We start from the raw sequence: 20,484 nt of genomic DNA, 5'->3' as shown, positions 1-20,484 counted from the left end.
AAATTAGAGCGTGCGGTATTTAAAAGGTGAATAATTTTAGAGAGGGAGAGGGGGGAAAGAAAATGCAAATTGATGCCCAAGTAAAAAGTATTTCAGATATTAATCAGTTCTTTATTGTTCCAGATTATCAAAGAGAATATGTCTGGAAAGTTAATGATCAAGTAAAACAATTCATCACAGACATAGATAATGCCTTTGAAACTTCAAGTAATGATTCGAGCTACTATTTAGGGTCAGTTATTATTGTTAAAAAAAATGATAATTATGATGTCATTGATGGTCAGCAACGTCTTACTACAATTGTATTAACTCTATGTGCATTAAAAGATTTTTTAGAGAGTATTACTCGTACTGAATCTGCTGAAAACTTCTATACTGCGATTAAATCATGGTTGTCGACTTTTAATATGAAAACGGCATCTCATCAAAACCGTGTAGAGTTGCAATACGAAGAAAGCCAAAATTATGTAGGCTATCTTATTCATAAAAAAGAATACAAAGGTAAGGTTACGCCATCTATTCAAAAAATGCAGGCAGCCTACGATGCGATGTATGAGTATGTTGGAAGTTTGAATAATGAAGGACAAGAGCATCTAGTTGATTTTATTACTTTCTTCTTCAATAAAATTGTCTTAGTTTTTATTGTTTCTGCAGATCTTCATGGTGCATTAAAAATATTTGAAACCAGTAATCAGCGTGGCGCAAGTCTAGATGCTATGGATTTGGTTAAAAATCTGATTTTTAGTGAAGCTAATGAAAAAGATTTTCCTGATATTAAGTCTAAATGGAAAACGATTGTTGGAAATATTCATGCCTGTAAAGAAGGAGAGAATCCATTACGTTTTCTACGCTATTTTTTAATGGCGCGTTATTATAATAATGGCATTTTACGTGAGGAAGATATCTATAAATGGATTATTTCTGAAGGTGAGCCATTAATCAACTATAAAAAGAAACCAATAGAATTTGTGAATGCATTATTAAGTGCTTCAGAACGTTATTCAAAACTAGTTAACGCGACAAGTTTAGCTGACCATCATCAAACATATCATGCTGTAATTAACATTGGCTATATCAATAAATATATGTCTAGACAGCACTTATTGCTATTGTTGGCATTAGATGTTAACTGTGAAGATGAAGTAATTAATTATCTGGCGAAACAGTTAGAAACTTTATTTTTCGTGAACAATACTTTAGGTATACAAGCTAAATATAATGAGAATAATTTTAGTATTTGGGTGCAATATTTCCGTGGTTTAAAAACTATTGAACAAGTAAAAGTTGCTGTGGAAAAAACCATTGCAAAATATATTACTAAAAAGGCAGCCGAATTTAAACAAACTTTCTTAATGAAACGTCATGATGCTTTTAATCCGTTATATCGTTTACGTTATATTTTAGGTACTTTAGAAAATAAAGCAGCTGAACTTTGTAATATGCCACTGAAAGATCATGGATTTATCCAAAGTCTTCAAGTCGAACATATTTTACCTCAGACGCCTAAGGCAGATGTAATTCCTGAAGCATATGGAGCTGACTATTTAGAATATTCTAGTCAGGTTTACATGTTAGGTAACGTGACATTATTAGAAAGTCAGATTAATCAGGCAGTTAATAATTTTAATGACCTAAGTGCAGATTGGTTTAAGCAAAAGCAATCTGAATATAAAAATTCAGCACTAGTACTGAGCAAAATGCTAGATGATGAATTTAGTATTGGTAAAAATACCTCAACGAATCAATTTATCCATGATTATAACTATGCTTTTAATGAATGGAAAAAGGAACAGATTCACCAGCGTCAGCAAGTTTTACTGAATTTAGCTCTTTTGTCTTGGACAATTAATGGACAAAGAATAGACCAATATAAATTTACTGATGAAGAAGAGCAACCTACAAACATAGATCAAGTTGCTGCAGAGGTATTATAAGGAAACTATAGGTCAAGGCGATATTAGGTAATTCTAACTAGCTCAACATATTGTTTAATTATTTATTAAAATAATATCTAAATTTTATTTCAGCAGCAACTTCGGTGGCCGCTGAAATAAACAAACCTACCATAGAAACTTTTAAAAATTTTAAGTAGAAAAAATATTATATCTGCAAAATAGCCATATAAAATGAACTTAAAAATTGAGTTTATTACATAGACTTTTACATCATTTGCCGCTTAGGGAAAGGCACAATTTTATTTCTTAAACTATCAATAAAATCTGACCATTCCTGCATCATCTTTACTCGATATTCTAAATGTTGTGCGTGGTTATACGCTTGAGAAACAGCATTTCCAACTCTATGTGCCAACTGAATTTCAATTGCATCATGCATATAGCCTTTTTCATGCAGGGTTGTTGAAGCAAGCCCACGGAAGCCATGACCTGTCATCTTGCCGTTATAGCCCATTGTGCGAATTACGCAGAGCAAAGCGTTGCTGCTCATAGGTTTGGCTGTGCTGTGATTGTAGAACACGTATTGCTTATTGCCTGTAAGTGGGCGTAATCCTTCAATCAGCTCAAGAGCCTGTTTAGATAGTGGAACAATATGAGGTTGAGCCATTTTCATTTTATTTGCTGGAATTCTCCATAAATGATTATCAAAATCAATCTCATTCCACTCCATCATTCTCAGCTCAGCAGTACGCACAAAAGTTAAAGTCATTAATTGAATGGCGGTCTTGATCATTGGATTACCGTGATAGCGGTCCATACGCTCAAGGAAGGGCGGAAACTCAGAAATATCTAAGCGTGCCATATGCTTTGTTTTACGCGGTTTTAAAGCCTCTCCTAAGTGCGGTGTAGGGTCATTCTCAATTAGACCTTTACGGATAGCAAAACGAAAAATACGACCAGTGAGAGGAATAGACCGTTTAGCCATTTCTAGTGCGCCGCGAGCTTCGATTTTTTTTGCGCATGCAAGCACATCTTTTCCCTTGATTTGATCAATTGGCATATTGCCTAAAGTAGGGAATAGGTCTTTTTCAAATACGGATAGGTCGCGTAAATACGTGGTTTCTTTAATGACAGGTTTGCGGTCTTCCATCCATTCCATTGCAAGCGCTTTAAAAAGCGTATTTTCATTGGCTTGCAATTTTTTTTGCTTCTTAGCTTCATTGGGATTGATTCCATCTTTAAGCTTGAAGCGTGCTTCATCTCTCGCACGACGAGCCTGTGCAAGGGTAGTCTCAGGGTATGTACCAATACTGAAGATATTCTCTTTTCCATTCAAACGAAATTTCATTCGCCAATGCATTCCTCCAGAAGGAGTGACCTCTAGATACATGCCTTTTTCATCAGAGTATTTAGTTTTCTTTTCTAAAGGTTTTATTTTTCTGACTTGAGCATCTGTAAGCATGGCAATAATTCCACAGAATTGGGGGTATAATTTTAGGGGTAAAATATTATACCCCCAGTTATACCCTCAATTACATCAAGCTTGCAATAGATCAAGTAGATTGTATAAGATGTAAAAAAAGCTTAAACCCTTTAGGTTTAAGCTTTTTAAGACCTCATGAATCATCATGAGAGTAAAATATGGCGGTGAAAGAGGGATTCGAACCCTCGATACGCTATAAACGTATACACACTTTCCAGGCGTGCTCCTTCAGCCACTCGGACACTTCACCTTTTGCGCGGTGGATGATAGCGAAAAAAAATTATTCTGCCAAGAGAAACAATAGATTTAGAGAAAAACTTCCTGACCGATGCTATGATTCGCCAAAATACTGTCTAAAAATTGAAGACAAAATATGCAAAGTACTGCACAAAAAGCCGCATTGCCTGCCATTACATTGGCAGCTTTGGGCGTAGTATTCGGTGACATTGGAACCAGTCCATTATATGCACTACGCCAATGTTTCCTCACAGCACACTTGGCGATTACTGAAGCCACAGTGATGGGTATTCTGTCGCTGATTTTCTGGTGCATTATGCTGACGATTAGCTTTAAGTACGTCAGTGTGATCATGCGTGCAGATAACAACGGTGAGGGCGGTATTATGTCGCTCTTGGCTTTGAATTTGCGAACCACACGTATTGCAGAAAATAAGAAAATATATTTGATTGCACTCGGCTTCGTGGGGGCATCGCTGTTTTTTGGCGACGGTATTATTACCCCTGCAATTTCGGTCCTGTCAGCAATTGAAGGCTTAAGTATTGCTACACCGGTATTCAACCAATGGCTTGAACCCTTATCGATTGGTATTTTGGCCGGGCTATTTTTAGTCCAACGCCATGGTACGGGCACGATGGGTAAATTCTTTGGTCCATTAACGTTGACTTGGTTTTTATCCATTGGTGCTTTGGGGATATGGAGTATTTCACAGACACCATTCGTCTTAACCATGATTAGTCCACATTGGGCCTTTAATTTTGTGGTACATCAGCCTTATGTGGCATTTTTGACGATGGGTGCGGTGATCTTGACCATGACGGGTGGTGAGGCAATCTATGCGGATATGGGGCATTTTGGTCGCTTACCGATACGCTTGGCTTGGTTTTTCGTGGTCATGCCATGTTTGCTGCTGAATTATGCAGGGCAGGGCGCACTGTTATTGCGTGAGCCAGAAGCCTTGGCAAATCCGTTCTATATGTTGATCCCAGAATGGGCGCTCTATCCAATGATTGCATTGGCAACAGCCGCAGCCGTGATTGCCTCTCAAGCGGTGATCACTGGGGTGTTCTCAATGGTCAATCAGGCCATTCAATTGCGCTATTTGCCACGCCTATCGGTGAAACATACGTCGGATGTTGAACGTGGTCAGATTTATTTGCCATTTATTAACTGGGCATTGTTTATTTCGGTGCTCATCTTAATTTTATTATTTGAAAATAGTGCCAATCTTGCCAGCGCATATGGCGTGGCAGTTACCATGACCATGCTCTGCGGTACGATTTTAATTTCTTTCTTAGCATACGGTTTTTGGCGCTGGCCGGTATGGAAGGTGGCACTGTTTGCCGTACCATTTTTACTCATTGACTTGATATTTGTGGCATCAACATCGTTAAAAATTGTGGCAGGGGGCTGGGTGCCAATCTTAATTGGTGCGGTGTTATTTACCATCCTGATGACATGGAAAGATGGACGTGCGCTAGTCTTGAATCGACTTAGCCGAGATGCCTTACCAATTGACTTGTTCATCCGCAGCGTAAGCATGGGGAGCGAAACGAAATTTGTACCGGGTGATGCGGTATTTTTAACAGGAACACCTGAAATTGTGCCGCATGCGATGCTGCATAATATCAAGCACAATAAAGTGCTGCATGAGCGTAATGTGATGGTTACGGTCAATACGCGAGATGTGCCATTTGTACCGGCAAGTGAGCGTCTTATTGTGGAAAAATTGGATGAGCGTTTCTATAAAGTGACGATGTTCTACGGTTTTAAAGATCAGCCGAATATTCCAGCAGCTTTAGAGCAAGCTTATAACGAACTCGGTTTTGAATTTGACTTGATGCAAATTAGCTTCTTTATTTCTCGTGATCGAATTATTCATACTTTGGGCGAGGGCATGGCGCCGTGGCGTGAGAAGTTATTTATTTCGATGCAACGTAACACCAGTCCAGTCAGTGATTTCTATCAAATTCCAACCAACCGTGTTGTGGAGTTAGGTAGTCAAATCGAAATTTAATTCGATTTTTTCTCAAAATAAAAAAAGCCAGGTCAATCCTGGCTTTTTTATTTCTTTCCTATATCTAGGTTTGGTCTTTTGTCGTGTTGAGTTGAGCGATTCATCGCATGACTTTTTCTGGGAGGAATTGCGCGAGCAAAGTCATGCATATGAATATCTCAATATCCTAAGCACGTCTTAATTGATGGTTGCATCCGCAGATGCTTCAGGTACAGCTTGAATCGCATCATCCGCTACAGGTGCTTCTGGAGCTGCTTGAATGGCTTCGTCTGCGTTTGGTGCTTCAGGGTTGGCTTGCATTGGTGCATCTGCAACACCCGCATTTGGTGCTTCAGGCGCAGCCATGAATGCATCTTGCTGTGGTTGAGCTGTTTCAGGCAATGCTGCCGCAGCTTGTTCATCGCCATTGACTGGTGTTTCAGCAGAAGATGCAATAATCGGAGCTGCGCTACTGTCTTGTACGGGTGCGATCGCTGCACTTTCTTGCTGTACTTCGACTGGTTCAGTGACAGGCGCTTGTGGTGCGGCCGCTAGATTTTGTTGTTCGGCAGGCAATGCATTTTCAGCTTCAGCTGCAGCAAGCTCTGCACTTGGTTGTTCGACCGCAGGTGCATTTGGGTCAATTTGAGCGGTTTCAACTTGAGCTGGATCTAATGCTTGCTCATTTGATGTTGCACTGATTTCTGTACCAGTACCTTCAGCCAGCTTAATTTGACCGCTAGATACGAGTTCTTCAATTGAACCGGGTTGACCATTCACTGTGGTCACAATTTTGACTTTAGATAGGCTTTCTAATGTATCTCCGGGTTGAATGGGAGGCTCTGCAAATGCTGCTGCACTCATTAACCCTGAAATTAAACCTAAACCTAAAATTTTAGAATGCATAACGACTCCGTATATTTTTATCGCAATATTTCGTATTTTTACCTTGTCATAATTCTTTGGCACAATTCAATCAAACATACGGAACTGTTTCAGGATCGCTTATAAAGGCCTGTACAACTGCGACATAAAGTTACATCGACTGTTGTTTTGTTAAGCAATATTTGTATGTTTGTTAAGCAAATTAAAAAAGAAAAGTGTACTAAAATTCCTACCCTTGATAAGCTGCGGAAAAATAGCCCTTTTTAATGGTCAACGTTGTAAATCATGGCAAAAAAGAAACGCAATTCAGCAAATCCTTTATCTCAGTTATTGGGTCAAAATGGCATTAAAGTGCTATTGGGCTTAGTGGCCACGGGGAGTTTTGCCATTGCTTTCGGGCAGGAAAAAATTCAGCAACTGGTATCGATGACAACAAGCTCGAATAGTGCCTGTCTCGACCAATTTTACCGTTCAGTTCCACCTTATTTGGTTAAAGAGAGCTTGCATAAAAACAGCTTTCCACTCTGTTTTAATGGCTTTAACCTGATGTATTCAGGTGTGTCGAAGACCCCGCTTTGGGTCGCTGAATCGCTCACGCCGGCACGTTTAAGTCAAAAGATTCCACGTGAAGATAACTTCCACGAAGAAACACGTGTGCCATCTGAGTTTCGTGCCTTGCTATCTGACTATAAATCGACGGGCTATGACCGTGGACATATGGCACCGAATGCCGATATGCCCAACAAAGCTGCACAGCTAGATAGCTTTTCATTGGCGAATATGGTGCCGCAAGCCCCGAAAAATAATCAACAAGTGTGGCGCGAACTGGAAGAAGCAACGCGTGCGCTGGTGACCAAACAAAAGCAAAATGTCTATGTGGTCACTGGCCCTATTTATAGTGCAAAAAAATTAAAAACGGTCGGTAGCAATAAGGTCATTGTGCCAACAGCAACCTATAAAGCGCTGTACTTGCCAAAAAAGGGCGTTGCAGGTGTTTATTATGCTGACAATACGCTAAAAAATACTGCACCTACCGTCAAGATTATGAGCATTTGTGCTTTGGAAGAGCTCACAGGGATCAATATTTTTCCTGAGTTAACCGAAGACCAAAAACGAAATACCTATCGCTTGCCATTAAAAGCCACTGATGTAAAACAAAACAGTGAAATTGCCTATTTACATTGGGATGCAGAAAGCCAATGTGCAGCAGATGTTGCCGAAGATCAAATTCAGGCATTACAAAAGCAGTTTAAATCGAATGGTGGGTCGAGTACGAATAGTTCAAGCACTGAGACACATTCAACTTCATCCGGCAATAGCACCGATCAAGATGCACTTGTGAAGCAATTGATTGAGGAAATTTTGCAGTACATATTGCAAATTCTTAAGTAATTCAAGCGACTTAAACTGGAAAAAATGAAGAGCACGGCAGGTTGATCTCTTGCCGTATGTCAATTTTTCACGTATTTGTATAGCTCGAAGACGATAACAAGAAAGGAAAAGTCGATGTTTAAGCCTTATGAAAATGGCACAGAATCACATGCAATTCATGATCTAACCTTAGAAAATGGTGAAGATCGCATTAACCTGTATGGCAATTTACAACTGACCAAGGACCAAGCGGGTTTGGCTGCGGCAAAAGCCTTACAGGCCTTTTTAAATGATGTGGTGCAAAGTTTAGAAGCAGAAACAGATTTACCTGAACAGATAGAGCAGGGCAGTGATGATAGTGAAGTCGAAAATCCATTTTTATAAGTACAAGTATATTGCTTAAAAAATGTTCCACATGGAACAAAAAAGCTCACCGAAGTGAGCTTTTTTTATCATACCTATCAAATCCTATGCTTCTTTCGCCATGATTTTGTAAATCACTGCGCCAATGACTGCACCAATAATTGGGGCAACCCAGAATAACCAGACTTGAGATAATGCAGCTGTTTCTGCAAAGAATGCGACACCCATACTACGTGCAGGGTTCACTGAAGTATTGGTCACTGGAATACTGATTAAATGGATCAGGGTCAACGCCAAACCTATGGCAATTGGAGCGAATCCAGCAGGCGCACGCTTGTCTGTCGCACCCATAATCACAATCAGGAACATCGCGGTCAGGACAATTTCAATGATCAATGCTGACATCATCGAATATTTACCTGGAGACAATTCGCCAAAACCATTGGTTGCAAAGCCACCGACACCCGTAAAGCCGGCTTGGCCTTGTACAATGATGTAGAGAATGAATGCAGCCAATGTTGCACCGATCAGCTGTGAAATAATGTAAGGAGCAAGTTCTTTGGCTTCAAAGCGACCACCTGCCCATAAGCCAATACTCACCGCTGGGTTAAAATGTCCACCTGAGATATGCCCCAGTGCATACGCGCCTGTAAGGACGGTTAAACCGAAAGCTAGAGCAACACCTGCAAAGCCAATACCTAATTCAGGGAATGCCGCAGCCAAGACGGCACTACCACAGCCACCAAAGACTAACCAAAACGTACCGATTAACTCTGCTAAATATTTATTCATGCATGACTCCAGTTGTTTTTTTTCATTGTGCATAAAGTGTCATCATTCAATTCAAATTCACTTGAATGTGCTCATTGATCTTATTTGTATTTGATCTGATGAATTTGACTATAGATTAAACAGATTTTGTGACAAATCACAATCTGAAATCAAAAAATGCTCAAATTGATTGCATTTGAGCAATATGCATTTGTCGTGATTGTTGTGGCGTGATGTTGCGCCATTGCTTGAAGGCCCGTTGAAAGGCACTTTGTTCTGAATAGCCCAGTAACAGCGCAATCTCTTGCAGGCTTAAATGCGGATCTCTTAAGAACTCTTCCGCCATCATGCAACGGACTTCTTGCATACGCTGTTGATAGGTGGTCCCTTGTTGTTGTAAGTGCCGTTGTAACTGACGGACCGAGAGATTGAGTTGGGTAGCAATATGTTCAATTTGAAATAAATTTTTCTGTAAGCCCATTAAAATGGCTTGCTGTAGGCGTTGGTCTATTTGGGTGGTATTCGGCAGTTTTTCCAATAATGATTGGGCTTGCTGCATTAACAACTTTTGTAAGGTTTGATCACCTTGTGAAAAAGGGCGGGATAATTCTTGAATCGGTACAATGACTTTGGATTTTTCCTGCGAAAAACGCACTTTACAGCGGAAATACTGTTCATATTGCGCGACATTTTTCGGTGCTGGATTATGAAAATGCACTTCATGCAAATTGATATCTTCAAAGCGCATAAACAGTTTGAGAAATTGCAACATTATGGCAATCGCAATTTCATCGGTCAGCTGATTCGCCATATTCATGGGCAAATCTTTCCAGCCGATCGAAAAAAAATCATTTTGCATTTCAATCAGTAAGGGGCTGCCATCAAAGATTAATCGGTGAAAGTCATGATAACGCATTAACGCTTCACCTAAGTTTTCACATGATAAGGCGATGTAGGCAATAATCCCAATATGCTTGGGTTGGACATGTTCAGCAATCTCTAAACCCAGTGCAGGTTTTTGTAATTGTTGATCTAAATCCATTAATAAATCACGCCAAACCACATAGTCAAAACGTTCTAAGTTTTGAACTTTATTCAGTTTTTCGGAAATATTTAAACCTTCACTTTGGTGATAAGCGTAGAGTAAATGTCCCAGTCCACCATAGACCGAGCCAGTGTAATCTTTGAGCTGCTGCATCTTGTTCTAATTCTTGGGTATTGTCGTGTTTTGTCAATAATATTAAAAAAAAAGGTCAATATCTAGCCTTTTTCGTTCTTTATAGTTTGAGGAAGAAAAGGAGGTATGACATATGTGGAAAGGTTTTATTGCAGGTCTCGTGGTCGCAAATGGATTCGAATGGCTCGCACATAAATATGTATTACATGGCACACATCGCACAGGTCAGCCACGCTTTAGCCCCGTGCCTGACAGCATGAAGTCACACTGGGAACATCACAGAGAAGTGCGAAAGACGGACTTCCATGATCATGGTTATGTTGAAGGTATTCAAAACTGGCGAACCAAGAATGAGATCTTGTCGTTGGTCGCAGTCGCAGGCGTATTTGTACCGCTGTTTTATCCCATTTCTAAAGGGATGAGTTTGTCGGTACTGTACTGTGCGGGAAATTATTATTATACGCACCGTCGGGCACATCTCGAACCTGCATGGGCAATGAAGAAAATTCCGTGGCACTATGACCATCATATGAATTCCAATCAAGATGCCAATTGGTGCGTGACCAAGCCTTGGTTTGATTATATTTTAGGGACACGGGTGATTTCATCTGCGGACCTACAAGAGCAAAACCCTTTAGGAATTGCATTACCCGCACCTATTTCAAAGTCATTGTCACAACTGGTCAATCGTTACTTTCCTGCAAAATGGGTAGGCAAAGAAATGAAGCAGGTTGCTCAGGTTGAAACGGTATAGGGTCTGGGAATGTGACTCAGCTTTGTGAAACACATCAAATAGTGATGATTGGCTTGTCGCAATTTGTCAATAAATTATGAATAAACTGTCAATAAATAACCAACGAAAACACTTATATTTAAATCATCAAAAGACTTGTACACGACGAGTTGGATGATGAAGTTGCTATGTATATTTTTTTCAATGAATACCAAGTGCTGTAGTTATTTCTTGGTTTATAGGGAGTCCTTGAGGCTCCTTTTTTTTATCTAAATTTTGTGGGCTCAGTCTAGGATGACGATTTTTGCTGAACTGCTGTGAACCCAGTGCTTTTTGATAGCGTCTTTTACGATATTGATCTCGCCCAAAGAGATAGGCTTACAGATAAGCGCAAATCATCAGCATGAACACCATGCCTTGTGTTTGCAACTTGATGTTGAATGCTTAAGCCAATAGGCCAAAATTAAAAAAAGAGCGCCGAAGCGCTCTTTTAAATTAATTTTGAATGCAGCTGTCAATTACAGACGCATTTCAATACCTTGATCTGCGAGGTATTTTTTCGCTTCAGGAATGGTGTGTTGACCAAAGTGGAAAATAGAGGCTGCAAGCACCGCATCTGCGCCACCTTTTAAAATACCATCGGCCAAATGTTGGAGATTACCGACACCACCAGAAGCAATGGTTGGGATGGTCACACGGTCATTGATATTACGCATCAGTTCAATGTCATAACCGGCTTTGGTTCCATCGGCATCCATCGAGGTGATAAGTAATTCACCTGCACCGAAGTCCGCCATTTTTACTGCCCATTCGATGGCATCGATGCCGGTTTCTTTACGACCACCGTGGGTGAAAATTTCCCATTTATTATCGCCGGTTTTTTTCGCATCAATAGCAACCACAATACACTGTGCGCCAAAACGCTGAGAGGCTTCTTGTACAAATTCAGGGTTATAGATGGCAGCAGAGTTAATCGAAACTTTGTCCGCACCAGCATTTAATAACAGGCGGATATCTTCTACTTTACGCACGCCACCACCGACTGTTAATGGCACAAATACAGACTCAGCCATACGCTCTACCGTACGGTAAGTGGTATCACGACCATTTGAGGTTGCGGTAATGTCTAAGAAGGTAATTTCGTCCGCACCTTGTTCGTTATAACGGCGTGCAACTTCAACTGGATCGCCTGCATCACGAATATCAAGAAATTGAACACCTTTCACTACACGACCGTTGTCCACGTCGAGGCAAGGAATAATACGTTTAGCAAGCATAATTTTTTCCAAAAATAACAGCCGATTATGAAACTTCGCGACTTAGATGCTACACCTTAGTAGTCGGAGCGGTTATTCTATCAAAAATATGTAAGTTTTTTCGCAGGTTTTCTATGTCGGTTTATACCACTTTGACTTTAAAGGAAGTTCAGGATTTTGCAGCACCTTATGGACTGGAGGTGATTGACCTGATTCCGATTCAAGGCGGTATTCAAAATACCAACTATTTTATTGTTTGCGAAAATGGCACGCAGTATGTATTAACCGTTTTTGAAGAGATGGACGAGCAAGGTGCAGGGGAATTGGTGCCTGTACTCGAACACTTGGGGCAGGCTGGTCTAGCTGTGCCTGTACCGCTGAATCATTCAGGCAAAGCGATCCATAGCTTAAAGGATAAACCTGCTCAGATTGCGCCACGCATGCAAGGTCAACATCCGATGCCAGCGAATTTAGCACAAGCAGAGGCGATTGCTGTTGCCCAAGCGAAAATGCATGTGGCTTTACAAGACTTCCCTTTGGAACGTGCAGAATATCGTGATCATGCTTATTGGTTACAAGTTTCACGCGATATTCGTCCAACATTAAATGAAGCAGATACCATGCTGCTTAATAATCTATTGGGCTTATATGACATCTTAACAGCGATGTATCCAGACCGTCCTAGCGGTTTTATTCATTCTGATCTGTTCCGTGACAATACTCTATTTGAAGGCGATCAACTCAATGGCATTTTAGACTTTTATGAGTTAAACAACGACGAACTTTTGTTTGATATTGCTATTACTTTAAATGACTTTTGTACTGAATATCCGGATGTACATTTGAATGAAGACAAAGCCATTGCCTTTTTAAATGCCTATGAAAGCGTGCGCCCATTAACCGCAGATGAAAAATCATGCCTAGAGTTATATTTGGCGATGGCGGCGGGTCGTTTCTGGATGATGCGTTTACAGGTGGCACAGAAAAATGCTGCAGAAGGTCGTACAGGTGATGATATTTTGCAGAAAAACCCTGCTGAAATGCGTAATATGCTGATTGAACGATTAAAATTCGTCACTGCATAAATTTTAAAAACAACGAGAGGGAAAAGCATGCGTGATCAAGGACGCTTAGTAGAATGGTTTGATGATAAGGGCTACGGCTTCATTCAACCGAACGATAGCACCAAAGATCGCGTATTTTTGCACATTAAAGACTTTTCCCGTCCCGGCCCACGACCAATCGTGGGCTGCGCGTTGGATTATGCTGTGATCTTAGACGAACGCGGACGCTTTCGTGCGCAGCAAGTCCACTATTTGAAGGCGTCACAAACTCAACCGAGTCGTCGCCCGGTGAAAAAAAATATTGTACAGATGCCGCATAAAGCTCAGCCGATGCAAATCGTGTGTATTGTTTTTATCCTTGCCCTAGTAGGCTTGTCTGTGGCGGGTTTACTGAGTGGCATGGTGCTGTTGTTTATCAGCATTATGAATGTCTTGAGCTATTGGTTCTATGCCCAAGACAAAGAAGCGGCGCAGCTTGGTAACCGTCGGGTGCCAGAAAATACGCTGCACATTTTAGCTTTTCTCGGTGGCTGGCCAGCGGCATGGTTGGCGCAACAACGCCTACGCCATAAAACACAAAAACAACCCTTTCGAAAGATATATTTCTGTACCATAGTCTTTAACATATTACTGATTTTATGGCTGATTTCGCCGTTCAATTTTTTAAAGATTTAGTGATAAATTTTCAGTCAACATCATCGTGACGGGGAGTGCAATGAACGATTCAATTGATAAAGATCCAAACCGCTTACTCACCATAATTTTGTATGTACTTTATATTGTGGCGATTTTTTCCGCTGGATTATTGGCGATTTTGGCTTTAATCATTAACTATGTAAAACGTAGTGATGTGCGTGGTTCCATTTTTGAAAGCCATTTTACATGGCAAATCCGCACGTTTTGGTGGTATCTGATTTGGAACGTCATCGCTTTTGTTCCCTTTATTTTTTTATTTTTTACTGGAAATAATCCCAATGCCTTTGCAAGTGTAGCTTTTGGGGCAAGTGCATTCTGTGTTGCTGTGATTGGTTTGTCTTGGCTGTGGATTGTCTATCGTGCCATTAAAGGTCTGATTCGTGTCAATGATAATCGACCGATGTATGATGAATAAGAAAAAGCAGCCGAGGCTGCTTTTTTAATGTCTACATTTTTTGCTAGGCGTAATTAATCACTAGGCACGGTTTTTTTCTTTAACCACTTCGGTCGCCACTCACTCACGATCACCCCCATCACTACGCATAATCCACCGATCAGCGCGAGCGGAGATAAACGCTCGCCCGCGATACGACCAATCATGGCCGCCCATACAGGTTCACCTGCATAAATGATGGCAGCTTGTGAGGGATCAACCATGCGCTGCGCCCAGTTCATGACCAGTTGAATTACAGCGCTGGCTAAACCCAATCCGCACAACACTGCAATCAATTGCCATTCAAATACAGGCAAGGTTGTTTCACCGAGTAAGGGTGCAAAGCAGAAACAAAACAACGATGCAAAGGCCAGTTGCAAGACTGTCACACGGCGTAAATTCACTCGTGGTGCAAAATAACTGATCAGAATAATTTCAAAGGCAATGGCAATGGAACCGAGTAGGGTAATGATTTGACCAAAATTCAACTGTATTGCACCGAAGCCATTCCCTGTTAAAAAAACCAATCCCACAAAAGCCAAGCTGACTCCGAACCATGTCATCAAATGCGGCTTATGTTTAAAGCACAGCCACATAAAGAAAGGCACCAAGGGTACATATAGCGCGGTTAAAAACGCGGATTCACTGCTGCTGATACTTTGCAGGCCCACGGTTTGTGTGGCATAGCCAGTCGCAATTACGGCGCCAATCGCTGCACCTGCGATTAAATCTTGTTTGGAAAAATGCCGCAGGTACTTCAGCGACAACAAACTAACGGCAAGAGTGGCTGCGGCAAAGCGTAAACCGACAAATAAGACTGGACTACTAAAATTGAGTCCGTATTGCACGGTAATGAAACTGGCGCCCCAAAGCATGGTGATGAGGATTAAGGCGAGTTGAGGTGTTTTACTTTTGAGTGTGGGGACGGATTGGGGCATGTACAGCAGGAAGTTTGGGAGAGATTGCAATATTAGCATTTTAATAAGTCGAGCTGCTGAACTGAGACGATGTAGGGCTGTTAGCAGATCTGTTTATTACTAGATGAAACATAAAAATATTTGAGCAGTCTTTGTATGCTCGAATTATTCAATAACGTATAATCTTTGCACATTAAAAGATGATTATAAGAATAGCTTCAAGAGGTTAGTAATGGATGATTTAGCTTAGTATTTTCAATATTTTTCTATTTTTGGCCTTGGAATACACGTACTGATTGCTGTTTGTTTTGCAATTCATGCCATTCGCAATGGGCAGCCATTTTTTTGGTTGTGGATTTTATTTGTTTTCCCATTTTTAGGCAGTGTAGCGTATTTCATTGCGGTGTATTTGCCTCAATCACGCATGTCGCATCAAGCCAATATACTAAGTAAAAAAGCGCTGCATGTTTTGCAACCCAATCGTGCCATCAATCAAGCCAAAATACAGTATGAAAATATCCCGAGCATTGATAATGCGGTGAGATACGCAGAGTATCTCACTCAGGCAGGTAAAACAGCAGAGGCTATTGATATCTTAAAGCAGAAGTACAGTAGTTTGGTTGAAAATGATACGGCTTATCTTGAACAGCTTGCGACAGCTTATTTGCAAGATCAACAAGCACAGAATGCTTTAACTATCACCGATAAAATCACAGCAATAGATCCGAACTATAAAATTGAACAAATTGCCTTAATTCGAGCTTTGGCACATCATCAGCTCAATCAACAAGAAAGTGCGCAGAAAAATTTTATCCTTGCGACAAAATCTCAAGATATCGACAAATTATCTGAATATGCGTTCTGGGCAATACAAACCGATAATGCGGAGTTGGCTCATCAGATTCGTGTAGATTTGCAAAAGAAATGGAATATCGGCACAGCGTATTCACGTCAATTGCATAAACCTATTTTCAAGCAAATTGATAAAGCTTTAAAAGAGATGAAGAAAAAAGCAGCATAAAAAAAGAGGCCAGTTCGGCCTCTTTTTTTATCGCATCAATTACAAGCTTTGTTGATCAAGCAGCAATTGCGCTTCACGAAGGCTTAAAGTGCCTTCATAAATTGCACGACCAGTAATCGCACCTAAAATGCCCGGTTGACCTTTTAAGTTACGTACGTCGTCAAGATTGGTGACACCGCCAGAAGCGATGACTGGTAAACCTGAATACTGAGCAAGGTTAACCGTTTGCTCAACGTTTACCCCTTGCATCATGCCATCACGCGCAATGTCAGTATAGACAATGCTCGATACGCCAGCATCTGCAAAGCGTTTTGCTAAATCAGTGGCTTTGACATCAGTGACATTTGCCCAACCATCTGTTGCTACCATGCCATTCATGGCATCGATACCGACAATGATGTGACCTGCAAATTTTTTGCACGCTTCTTCAACAAACTCAGGGTTTTGAACGGCTTTGGTCCCGATAATCACAAATGTAACGCCAGCATCTAAATAATGCTCGATGGTTTCAAGTGAACGGATACCGCCACCAATTTGAATTGGCAATTCAGGCTGTGCTTTAGCAATGGCTTCAACCACAGGTTTATGAATCGGTGTACCAGCGAAAGCACCGTTTAAGTCCACCAAATGTAAGCGACGCGCGCCTTCATTTACCCAATGCTGTGCAGTTGCCACTGGATCGTCAGAAAATACGGTATCGTCTTCCATACGACCTTGTTTTAAACGGACACATTTGCCATCTTTCAGGTCAATTGCAGGGATGATCAGCATGCTTTCGCTCCTTGCTCAATCAAATTAAGAATAAATTTGTTCCCAATCTTAACAAATAAACCGCTATTCACTAAATGTTAAAACTAAAAAATGCACAGTTTTAAATGTCAAAGGCATTATGAATTTGCTGGGTGTAGGCGAATCCCTTTAGTTTTTATTCGGTCTAATCCGTAATTTCAAGGATGTGTTGGGAATGGTTTTAGGTAAAAGACCACGTTGCAGTAATTCTTCAAATACCAAGACAGGTGCATAGGCGTCAGCGGCTGCATAACGAATTTGATCAGGTGATAAGCGCTTATGCGACCAATTTGAGGTGCTGACACTTCTTGATTTGGGAAAATTGACTTGAAATAAAAGCGCCATGGCATTTTTTAAGCCCACGGGCTGGGTCAAACCAAAAGAAGAAAAGCATTTTGCCAGTTCTAATACGCTACCCAGTTCAATGCCGTGTTTACGAAAAAGATGCGCATCATTTTTGAGTCCAAAACCAACTTTGATTTGTTCACGATTGCTTAAAATGGGCGTTAAAAATGACCAAGTCTCCGCATTCATTTGAAACAGCCAAGCTTGCTCTGCCGTTGAAAGTTGAATGAGGTGTGGGCCAGTGGCAATTTCACCTTTGCGAAACGTCGGCTTAGATTCGGTATCAAAACCTAATATTGCAGCGCTACTTAATACGGGTTCCCAGTGCAGGCATTGCTCAAGCTTATAAATGACATGGATATGCTCAGCACTTAAATTTTGAAACAGTGGAAAGCTTTTAATCTGTTCTTTTGTCGGCAAAATTTGTGTCAAAAGGGCATCAGTCATTGGGATTCAATTTTTAGGCAGGTCGTTGCAGCCTAGAGATTTTGCATGAAAATTGCAAATACGGTATTGGGTGAGGGTATAAACTCATTTGAAGATATATATGCTATCGCATGCTGCTATGGCATGTAACATGAAAGGATTTAGAAAATATAACGTGCGGCAAAGAGTAGATTGACCAAGATCAATAATAAGAGACCGAAAAAGAGAAAGGCCAACACCACTTCCCATGTTTTTGATGCACGTGGTTCACCATATTTATTACTTGTTTCGGAGCTGGGTATCAACATCAAGGCAAGGAACATGAGGATATTCAAAAGTGGAATAAGCTCTAATAGTGCAAACCAACCTGACACATTAAAATCATGTAAGCGACGTACAGAAAAGATCAGCGCTGGAATTAATATGATGATGTTGATGATAAATAAAACAACTTGCGTTGTTGGGGATTCAGCATTTTCTATGATTGCATTGAAGGTATTTGGCATCATGATCAAAAGCATGAGCATCAAAATTGTCATCATTAAGCCGTAAAACACATTCCAACCTACAAAAGACATGCGGTTAAATCGACCGTCGCGATTCCATCCAGAATCAATCTGCGTTGTATTATTCATATTTAAACTTCTCAAAATTATCGTTATATCAATCGTTATTTCTCATTTAAGGTTGTATGACAAATGGCATTCATTACAACCTGATGTTCATGCCAAACCTTCGACATAAAAATCGCGCGTATTATAAAGTGCTTGCATAAAAAAAAGCCCACCGAAGTGAGCTTTTTAATAAAACAATGCGTTGGGCTTTAGATATCCCATTCCACAAAGTTTTTCAGTAACTGTAGGCCTGCAGTATGACTTTTTTCTGGATGGAATTGCGTTGCAAACAAGTTTTCTTTATGAATCGTAGTACAGAACTCCAAACCGTAGTCACATGTTGCAGCGACAATGCTTGGATCTTTTGGTTCAACATAGAAGCTATGCACAAAGTAGAAACGCGCATCTTGCTCAATGTTTTTCCACATCGGGTGGCTTGGATCTGCCTGATGCACTTGATTCCAACCCATGTGGGGGACTTTTAAACCGTCTACATCAGGGAAACGCTTTACGACACCTTCAAAAATACCCAGTGCATCTGCACCGCCATTTTCTTCTGAATGTTGCATTAATGCTTGCATGCCAACACAAATAGCCAAAACAGGTTTGTTAAATGCAGCATTGCGAACGACTTCATCAATACCTGCTTCATGCATGCCTTGCATGCAGTCACGCATTGCACCTACACCCGGAAATACAATTTTATCTGCCTGAGCAATCAACTTTGGATCATTGGTCACATCAACCGTTGCACCGACATGTTCGAGGGCTTTAGCAGCTGAGTGAAGATTTCCCATGCCATAGTCAAGAAGGGCAATACGGGTCATTACAATGTTCCTTTGGTTGAAGCGACAGTATTTTCTGCACGTGGATCAACTTCACATGCCATACGTAGGGCACGTGCAAAGGCTTTAAATACGCTTTCAATTTGGTGATGGCTGTTTTTACCTTTGAGGTTGTCGATGTGTAGCGTCATTAACGCATGGTTCACAAAACCTTGGAAAAATTCAGAGAATAGATCCACATCAAATGTACCAATGCGGGCACGAGTAAAAGGAATATCCATCCAAAGACCCGGACGACCAGATAAATCCACCACGACACGGCTCAATGCTTCATCTAACGGTGCATAGAAGTGACCATAGCGTTTTAGGCCTTTTTTATTGCCAAGTGCTTGTGCAAACGCCTGTCCGAGTGTAATCCCGCAATCTTCTACGGTATGATGGTCGTCAATTTCAAGATCGCCATCACAGTGGATATCAATATCAAACAGACCATGTCGCTTGATTTGATCAATCATATGATCTAAAAATGGAACACCAGTGTTTAAAGTGCCTTGACCAGTACCATCAAGATTCACACGAACTCGGATTTTGGTTTCGTTGGTGTTTCTTACCACTTCACTGATACGATCTGTCATAGACACGTTCCTCAAATACGTCAAAATGATTGATGTAAAAATATTTTCGCCGTGACGAAGTCACCGCATATTAGATTGCTCAGGAGGGTTTATCAATGCCTATTACCGTACATGCCTATACTTCTTTAGAAAATGATGAAGTGCGCAGCCAGCTTGAGCGACTGTATGACACGAGCCCAGAATTTAGCGACGGTTCAGATGCCATTGAACAACTAGAGCAAAACCTTGCTCAGTATACCTTAGTTTATACCGCAGAATTTAATACAAAATTGATTGGCGCCATTTGGTGTAGCGGCCAAGGGGAAAGTAAAACTTTGGAATATATCGTAGTGCATCCAGCTAACCGTGGCCGTGGTGTTGCAGAACGTCTAGTGAGTGAAGCGACACGTATGGAAGAAGAAAAAGGTGTAAAAACCTTCGAGCCGGGTTGTGGTGCAATTCACCGTTGTTTAGCGCACATTGGAAAAATTCCTGCTGCTGAATAAGCTTGTATAAGATTTTAGGCAGCTTTCATGCTGCCTTTTTTATGCCGGGCAATGTTGGAAAATGCTTAATTTATTGAGTTTGCAGCAAAAATAAGCAATTAATGTGA

General features: G+C 40.8%; 21 protein-coding genes and 1 tRNA gene. 10 read left to right on the top strand and 12 right to left on the bottom strand.

From position 1 onward, the window contains the following. The first annotated feature begins 62 nt into the window (after window positions 1–62). Entirely contained in the window at window positions 63–1,934 is a 1,872-nt protein-coding gene (locus B9T33_RS01305; protein WP_086177149.1) for a DUF262 domain-containing protein, read from the top strand. A 226-nt stretch (window positions 1,935–2,160) separates the two neighbouring features. Here the strand turns inward: B9T33_RS01305 and B9T33_RS01300 are convergent, their stop codons facing one another. Beyond that, a complete protein-coding gene (locus B9T33_RS01300; protein WP_086177148.1) occupies window positions 2,161–3,357 on the bottom strand; it encodes a tyrosine-type recombinase/integrase in 1,197 nt (398 codons plus the stop codon). Between the two features lie 180 nt (window positions 3,358–3,537). Then, window positions 3,538–3,628 (bottom strand) — tRNA-Ser (locus B9T33_RS01295). Window positions 3,629–3,751: 123 nt separating this feature from the next. Here B9T33_RS01295 and B9T33_RS01290 point away from each other — a divergent pair. After that, window positions 3,752–5,632, top strand: coding sequence for a potassium transporter Kup (locus B9T33_RS01290; protein ID WP_086177147.1), 1,881 nt, complete (start codon window positions 3,752–3,754; stop codon window positions 5,630–5,632). Window positions 5,633–5,809: 177 nt separating this feature from the next. On the opposite strand, the gene B9T33_RS01285 is transcribed toward B9T33_RS01290, so the two are convergent. Next, window positions 5,810–6,517 carry a hypothetical protein gene (locus B9T33_RS01285; RefSeq protein ID WP_086177146.1) on the bottom strand — a complete coding sequence of 236 codons (708 nt, stop codon included), beginning with the start codon at window positions 6,515–6,517 and terminating at the stop codon, window positions 5,810–5,812. Between the two features lie 264 nt (window positions 6,518–6,781). Here B9T33_RS01285 and B9T33_RS01280 point away from each other — a divergent pair, with 264 nt between their 5' ends. After that, entirely contained in the window at window positions 6,782–7,888 is a 1,107-nt protein-coding gene (locus B9T33_RS01280; RefSeq protein WP_086177145.1) for a DNA/RNA non-specific endonuclease, read from the top strand. A gap of 114 nt (window positions 7,889–8,002) precedes the next feature. Next, window positions 8,003–8,251, top strand: coding sequence for a hypothetical protein (locus B9T33_RS01275; protein ID WP_086177144.1), 249 nt, complete (start codon window positions 8,003–8,005; stop codon window positions 8,249–8,251). Between the two features lie 84 nt (window positions 8,252–8,335). Here B9T33_RS01275 and aqpZ read toward each other — a convergent pair whose 3' ends face one another. Further along, window positions 8,336–9,022 (bottom strand): aquaporin Z, encoded by a 687-nt coding sequence (gene aqpZ / locus B9T33_RS01270; protein ID WP_086177143.1) that lies wholly within the window; start codon window positions 9,020–9,022, stop codon window positions 8,336–8,338. Between the two features lie 160 nt (window positions 9,023–9,182). Further along, a complete protein-coding gene (locus B9T33_RS01265) occupies window positions 9,183–10,199 on the bottom strand; it encodes an AraC family transcriptional regulator (RefSeq protein WP_086177142.1) in 1,017 nt (338 codons plus the stop codon). A gap of 112 nt (window positions 10,200–10,311) precedes the next feature. Between B9T33_RS01265 and B9T33_RS01260 the strand changes: the two genes are divergently transcribed. Further along, complete coding sequence (locus tag B9T33_RS01260; RefSeq protein WP_086177141.1) at window positions 10,312–10,932, top strand: hypothetical protein; 621 nt, start codon at window positions 10,312–10,314, stop codon at window positions 10,930–10,932. Window positions 10,933–11,429: 497 nt separating this feature from the next. On the opposite strand, the gene hisF is transcribed toward B9T33_RS01260, so the two are convergent. Beyond that, a complete protein-coding gene (hisF, locus tag B9T33_RS01255; protein WP_416202574.1) occupies window positions 11,430–12,191 on the bottom strand; it encodes an imidazole glycerol phosphate synthase subunit HisF in 762 nt (253 codons plus the stop codon). 110 nt (window positions 12,192–12,301) lie between these two features. Between hisF and B9T33_RS01250 the strand changes: the two genes are divergently transcribed. Genes B9T33_RS01250 through B9T33_RS01240 form a run of 3 tightly spaced genes read left to right on the top strand, consistent with a single transcriptional unit; the run spans window position 12,302 to window position 14,342 of the window. Further along, complete coding sequence (locus B9T33_RS01250) at window positions 12,302–13,252, top strand: homoserine kinase (RefSeq protein ID WP_086177139.1); 951 nt, start codon at window positions 12,302–12,304, stop codon at window positions 13,250–13,252. A gap of 27 nt (window positions 13,253–13,279) precedes the next feature. After that, window positions 13,280–13,906, top strand: coding sequence for a DUF1294 domain-containing protein (locus B9T33_RS01245; RefSeq protein WP_086177138.1), 627 nt, complete (start codon window positions 13,280–13,282; stop codon window positions 13,904–13,906). 40 nt (window positions 13,907–13,946) lie between these two features. Next, window positions 13,947–14,342, top strand: coding sequence for a DUF4870 family protein (locus tag B9T33_RS01240; protein WP_086177137.1), 396 nt, complete (start codon window positions 13,947–13,949; stop codon window positions 14,340–14,342). A gap of 53 nt (window positions 14,343–14,395) precedes the next feature. Here B9T33_RS01240 and B9T33_RS01235 read toward each other — a convergent pair whose 3' ends face one another. Continuing rightward, complete coding sequence (locus B9T33_RS01235) at window positions 14,396–15,298, bottom strand: DMT family transporter (protein ID WP_086177136.1); 903 nt, start codon at window positions 15,296–15,298, stop codon at window positions 14,396–14,398. 328 nt (window positions 15,299–15,626) lie between these two features. Between B9T33_RS01235 and B9T33_RS01230 the strand changes: the two genes are divergently transcribed. After that, a complete protein-coding gene (locus tag B9T33_RS01230) occupies window positions 15,627–16,298 on the top strand; it encodes a hypothetical protein (RefSeq protein WP_228145755.1) in 672 nt (223 codons plus the stop codon). A 39-nt stretch (window positions 16,299–16,337) separates the two neighbouring features. Here the strand turns inward: B9T33_RS01230 and hisA are convergent, their stop codons facing one another. The 5 genes from hisA to hisB form a co-directional block, all read right to left on the bottom strand. Then, entirely contained in the window at window positions 16,338–17,069 is a 732-nt protein-coding gene (gene hisA / locus B9T33_RS01225; RefSeq protein ID WP_086177135.1) for a 1-(5-phosphoribosyl)-5-[(5-phosphoribosylamino)methylideneamino]imidazole-4-carboxamide isomerase, read from the bottom strand. A gap of 147 nt (window positions 17,070–17,216) precedes the next feature. Beyond that, the gene (locus tag B9T33_RS01220) at window positions 17,217–17,879 is read right to left on the bottom strand and encodes a 3'-5' exonuclease (protein ID WP_086177134.1); all 663 of its coding nucleotides are present in this window, start codon (window positions 17,877–17,879) and stop codon (window positions 17,217–17,219) included. 140 nt (window positions 17,880–18,019) lie between these two features. Then, window positions 18,020–18,493 (bottom strand): DUF805 domain-containing protein, encoded by a 474-nt coding sequence (locus B9T33_RS01215; RefSeq protein WP_086177133.1) that lies wholly within the window; start codon window positions 18,491–18,493, stop codon window positions 18,020–18,022. Window positions 18,494–18,681: 188 nt separating this feature from the next. Beyond that, the gene (hisH, locus tag B9T33_RS01210; protein ID WP_086177132.1) at window positions 18,682–19,299 is read right to left on the bottom strand and encodes an imidazole glycerol phosphate synthase subunit HisH; all 618 of its coding nucleotides are present in this window, start codon (window positions 19,297–19,299) and stop codon (window positions 18,682–18,684) included. Continuing rightward, entirely contained in the window at window positions 19,299–19,892 is a 594-nt protein-coding gene (hisB, locus tag B9T33_RS01205) for an imidazoleglycerol-phosphate dehydratase HisB (RefSeq protein ID WP_086177131.1), read from the bottom strand. The genes hisH and hisB overlap by 1 nt, the downstream gene beginning before the upstream one ends. Before the next feature lie 95 nt (window positions 19,893–19,987). Between hisB and B9T33_RS01200 the strand changes: the two genes are divergently transcribed. Continuing rightward, entirely contained in the window at window positions 19,988–20,377 is a 390-nt protein-coding gene (locus B9T33_RS01200) for a GNAT family N-acetyltransferase (protein WP_086177130.1), read from the top strand. Window positions 20,378–20,484: the final 107 nt, after the last annotated feature.

The sequence above is a fragment of the Acinetobacter sp. ANC 5054 genome, from assembly GCF_002135295.1.
In the GTDB taxonomy this organism is placed as follows: Bacteria; Pseudomonadota; Gammaproteobacteria; order Pseudomonadales; family Moraxellaceae; genus Acinetobacter.
This window is presented reverse-complemented; position numbering and strand designations above follow the sequence as displayed.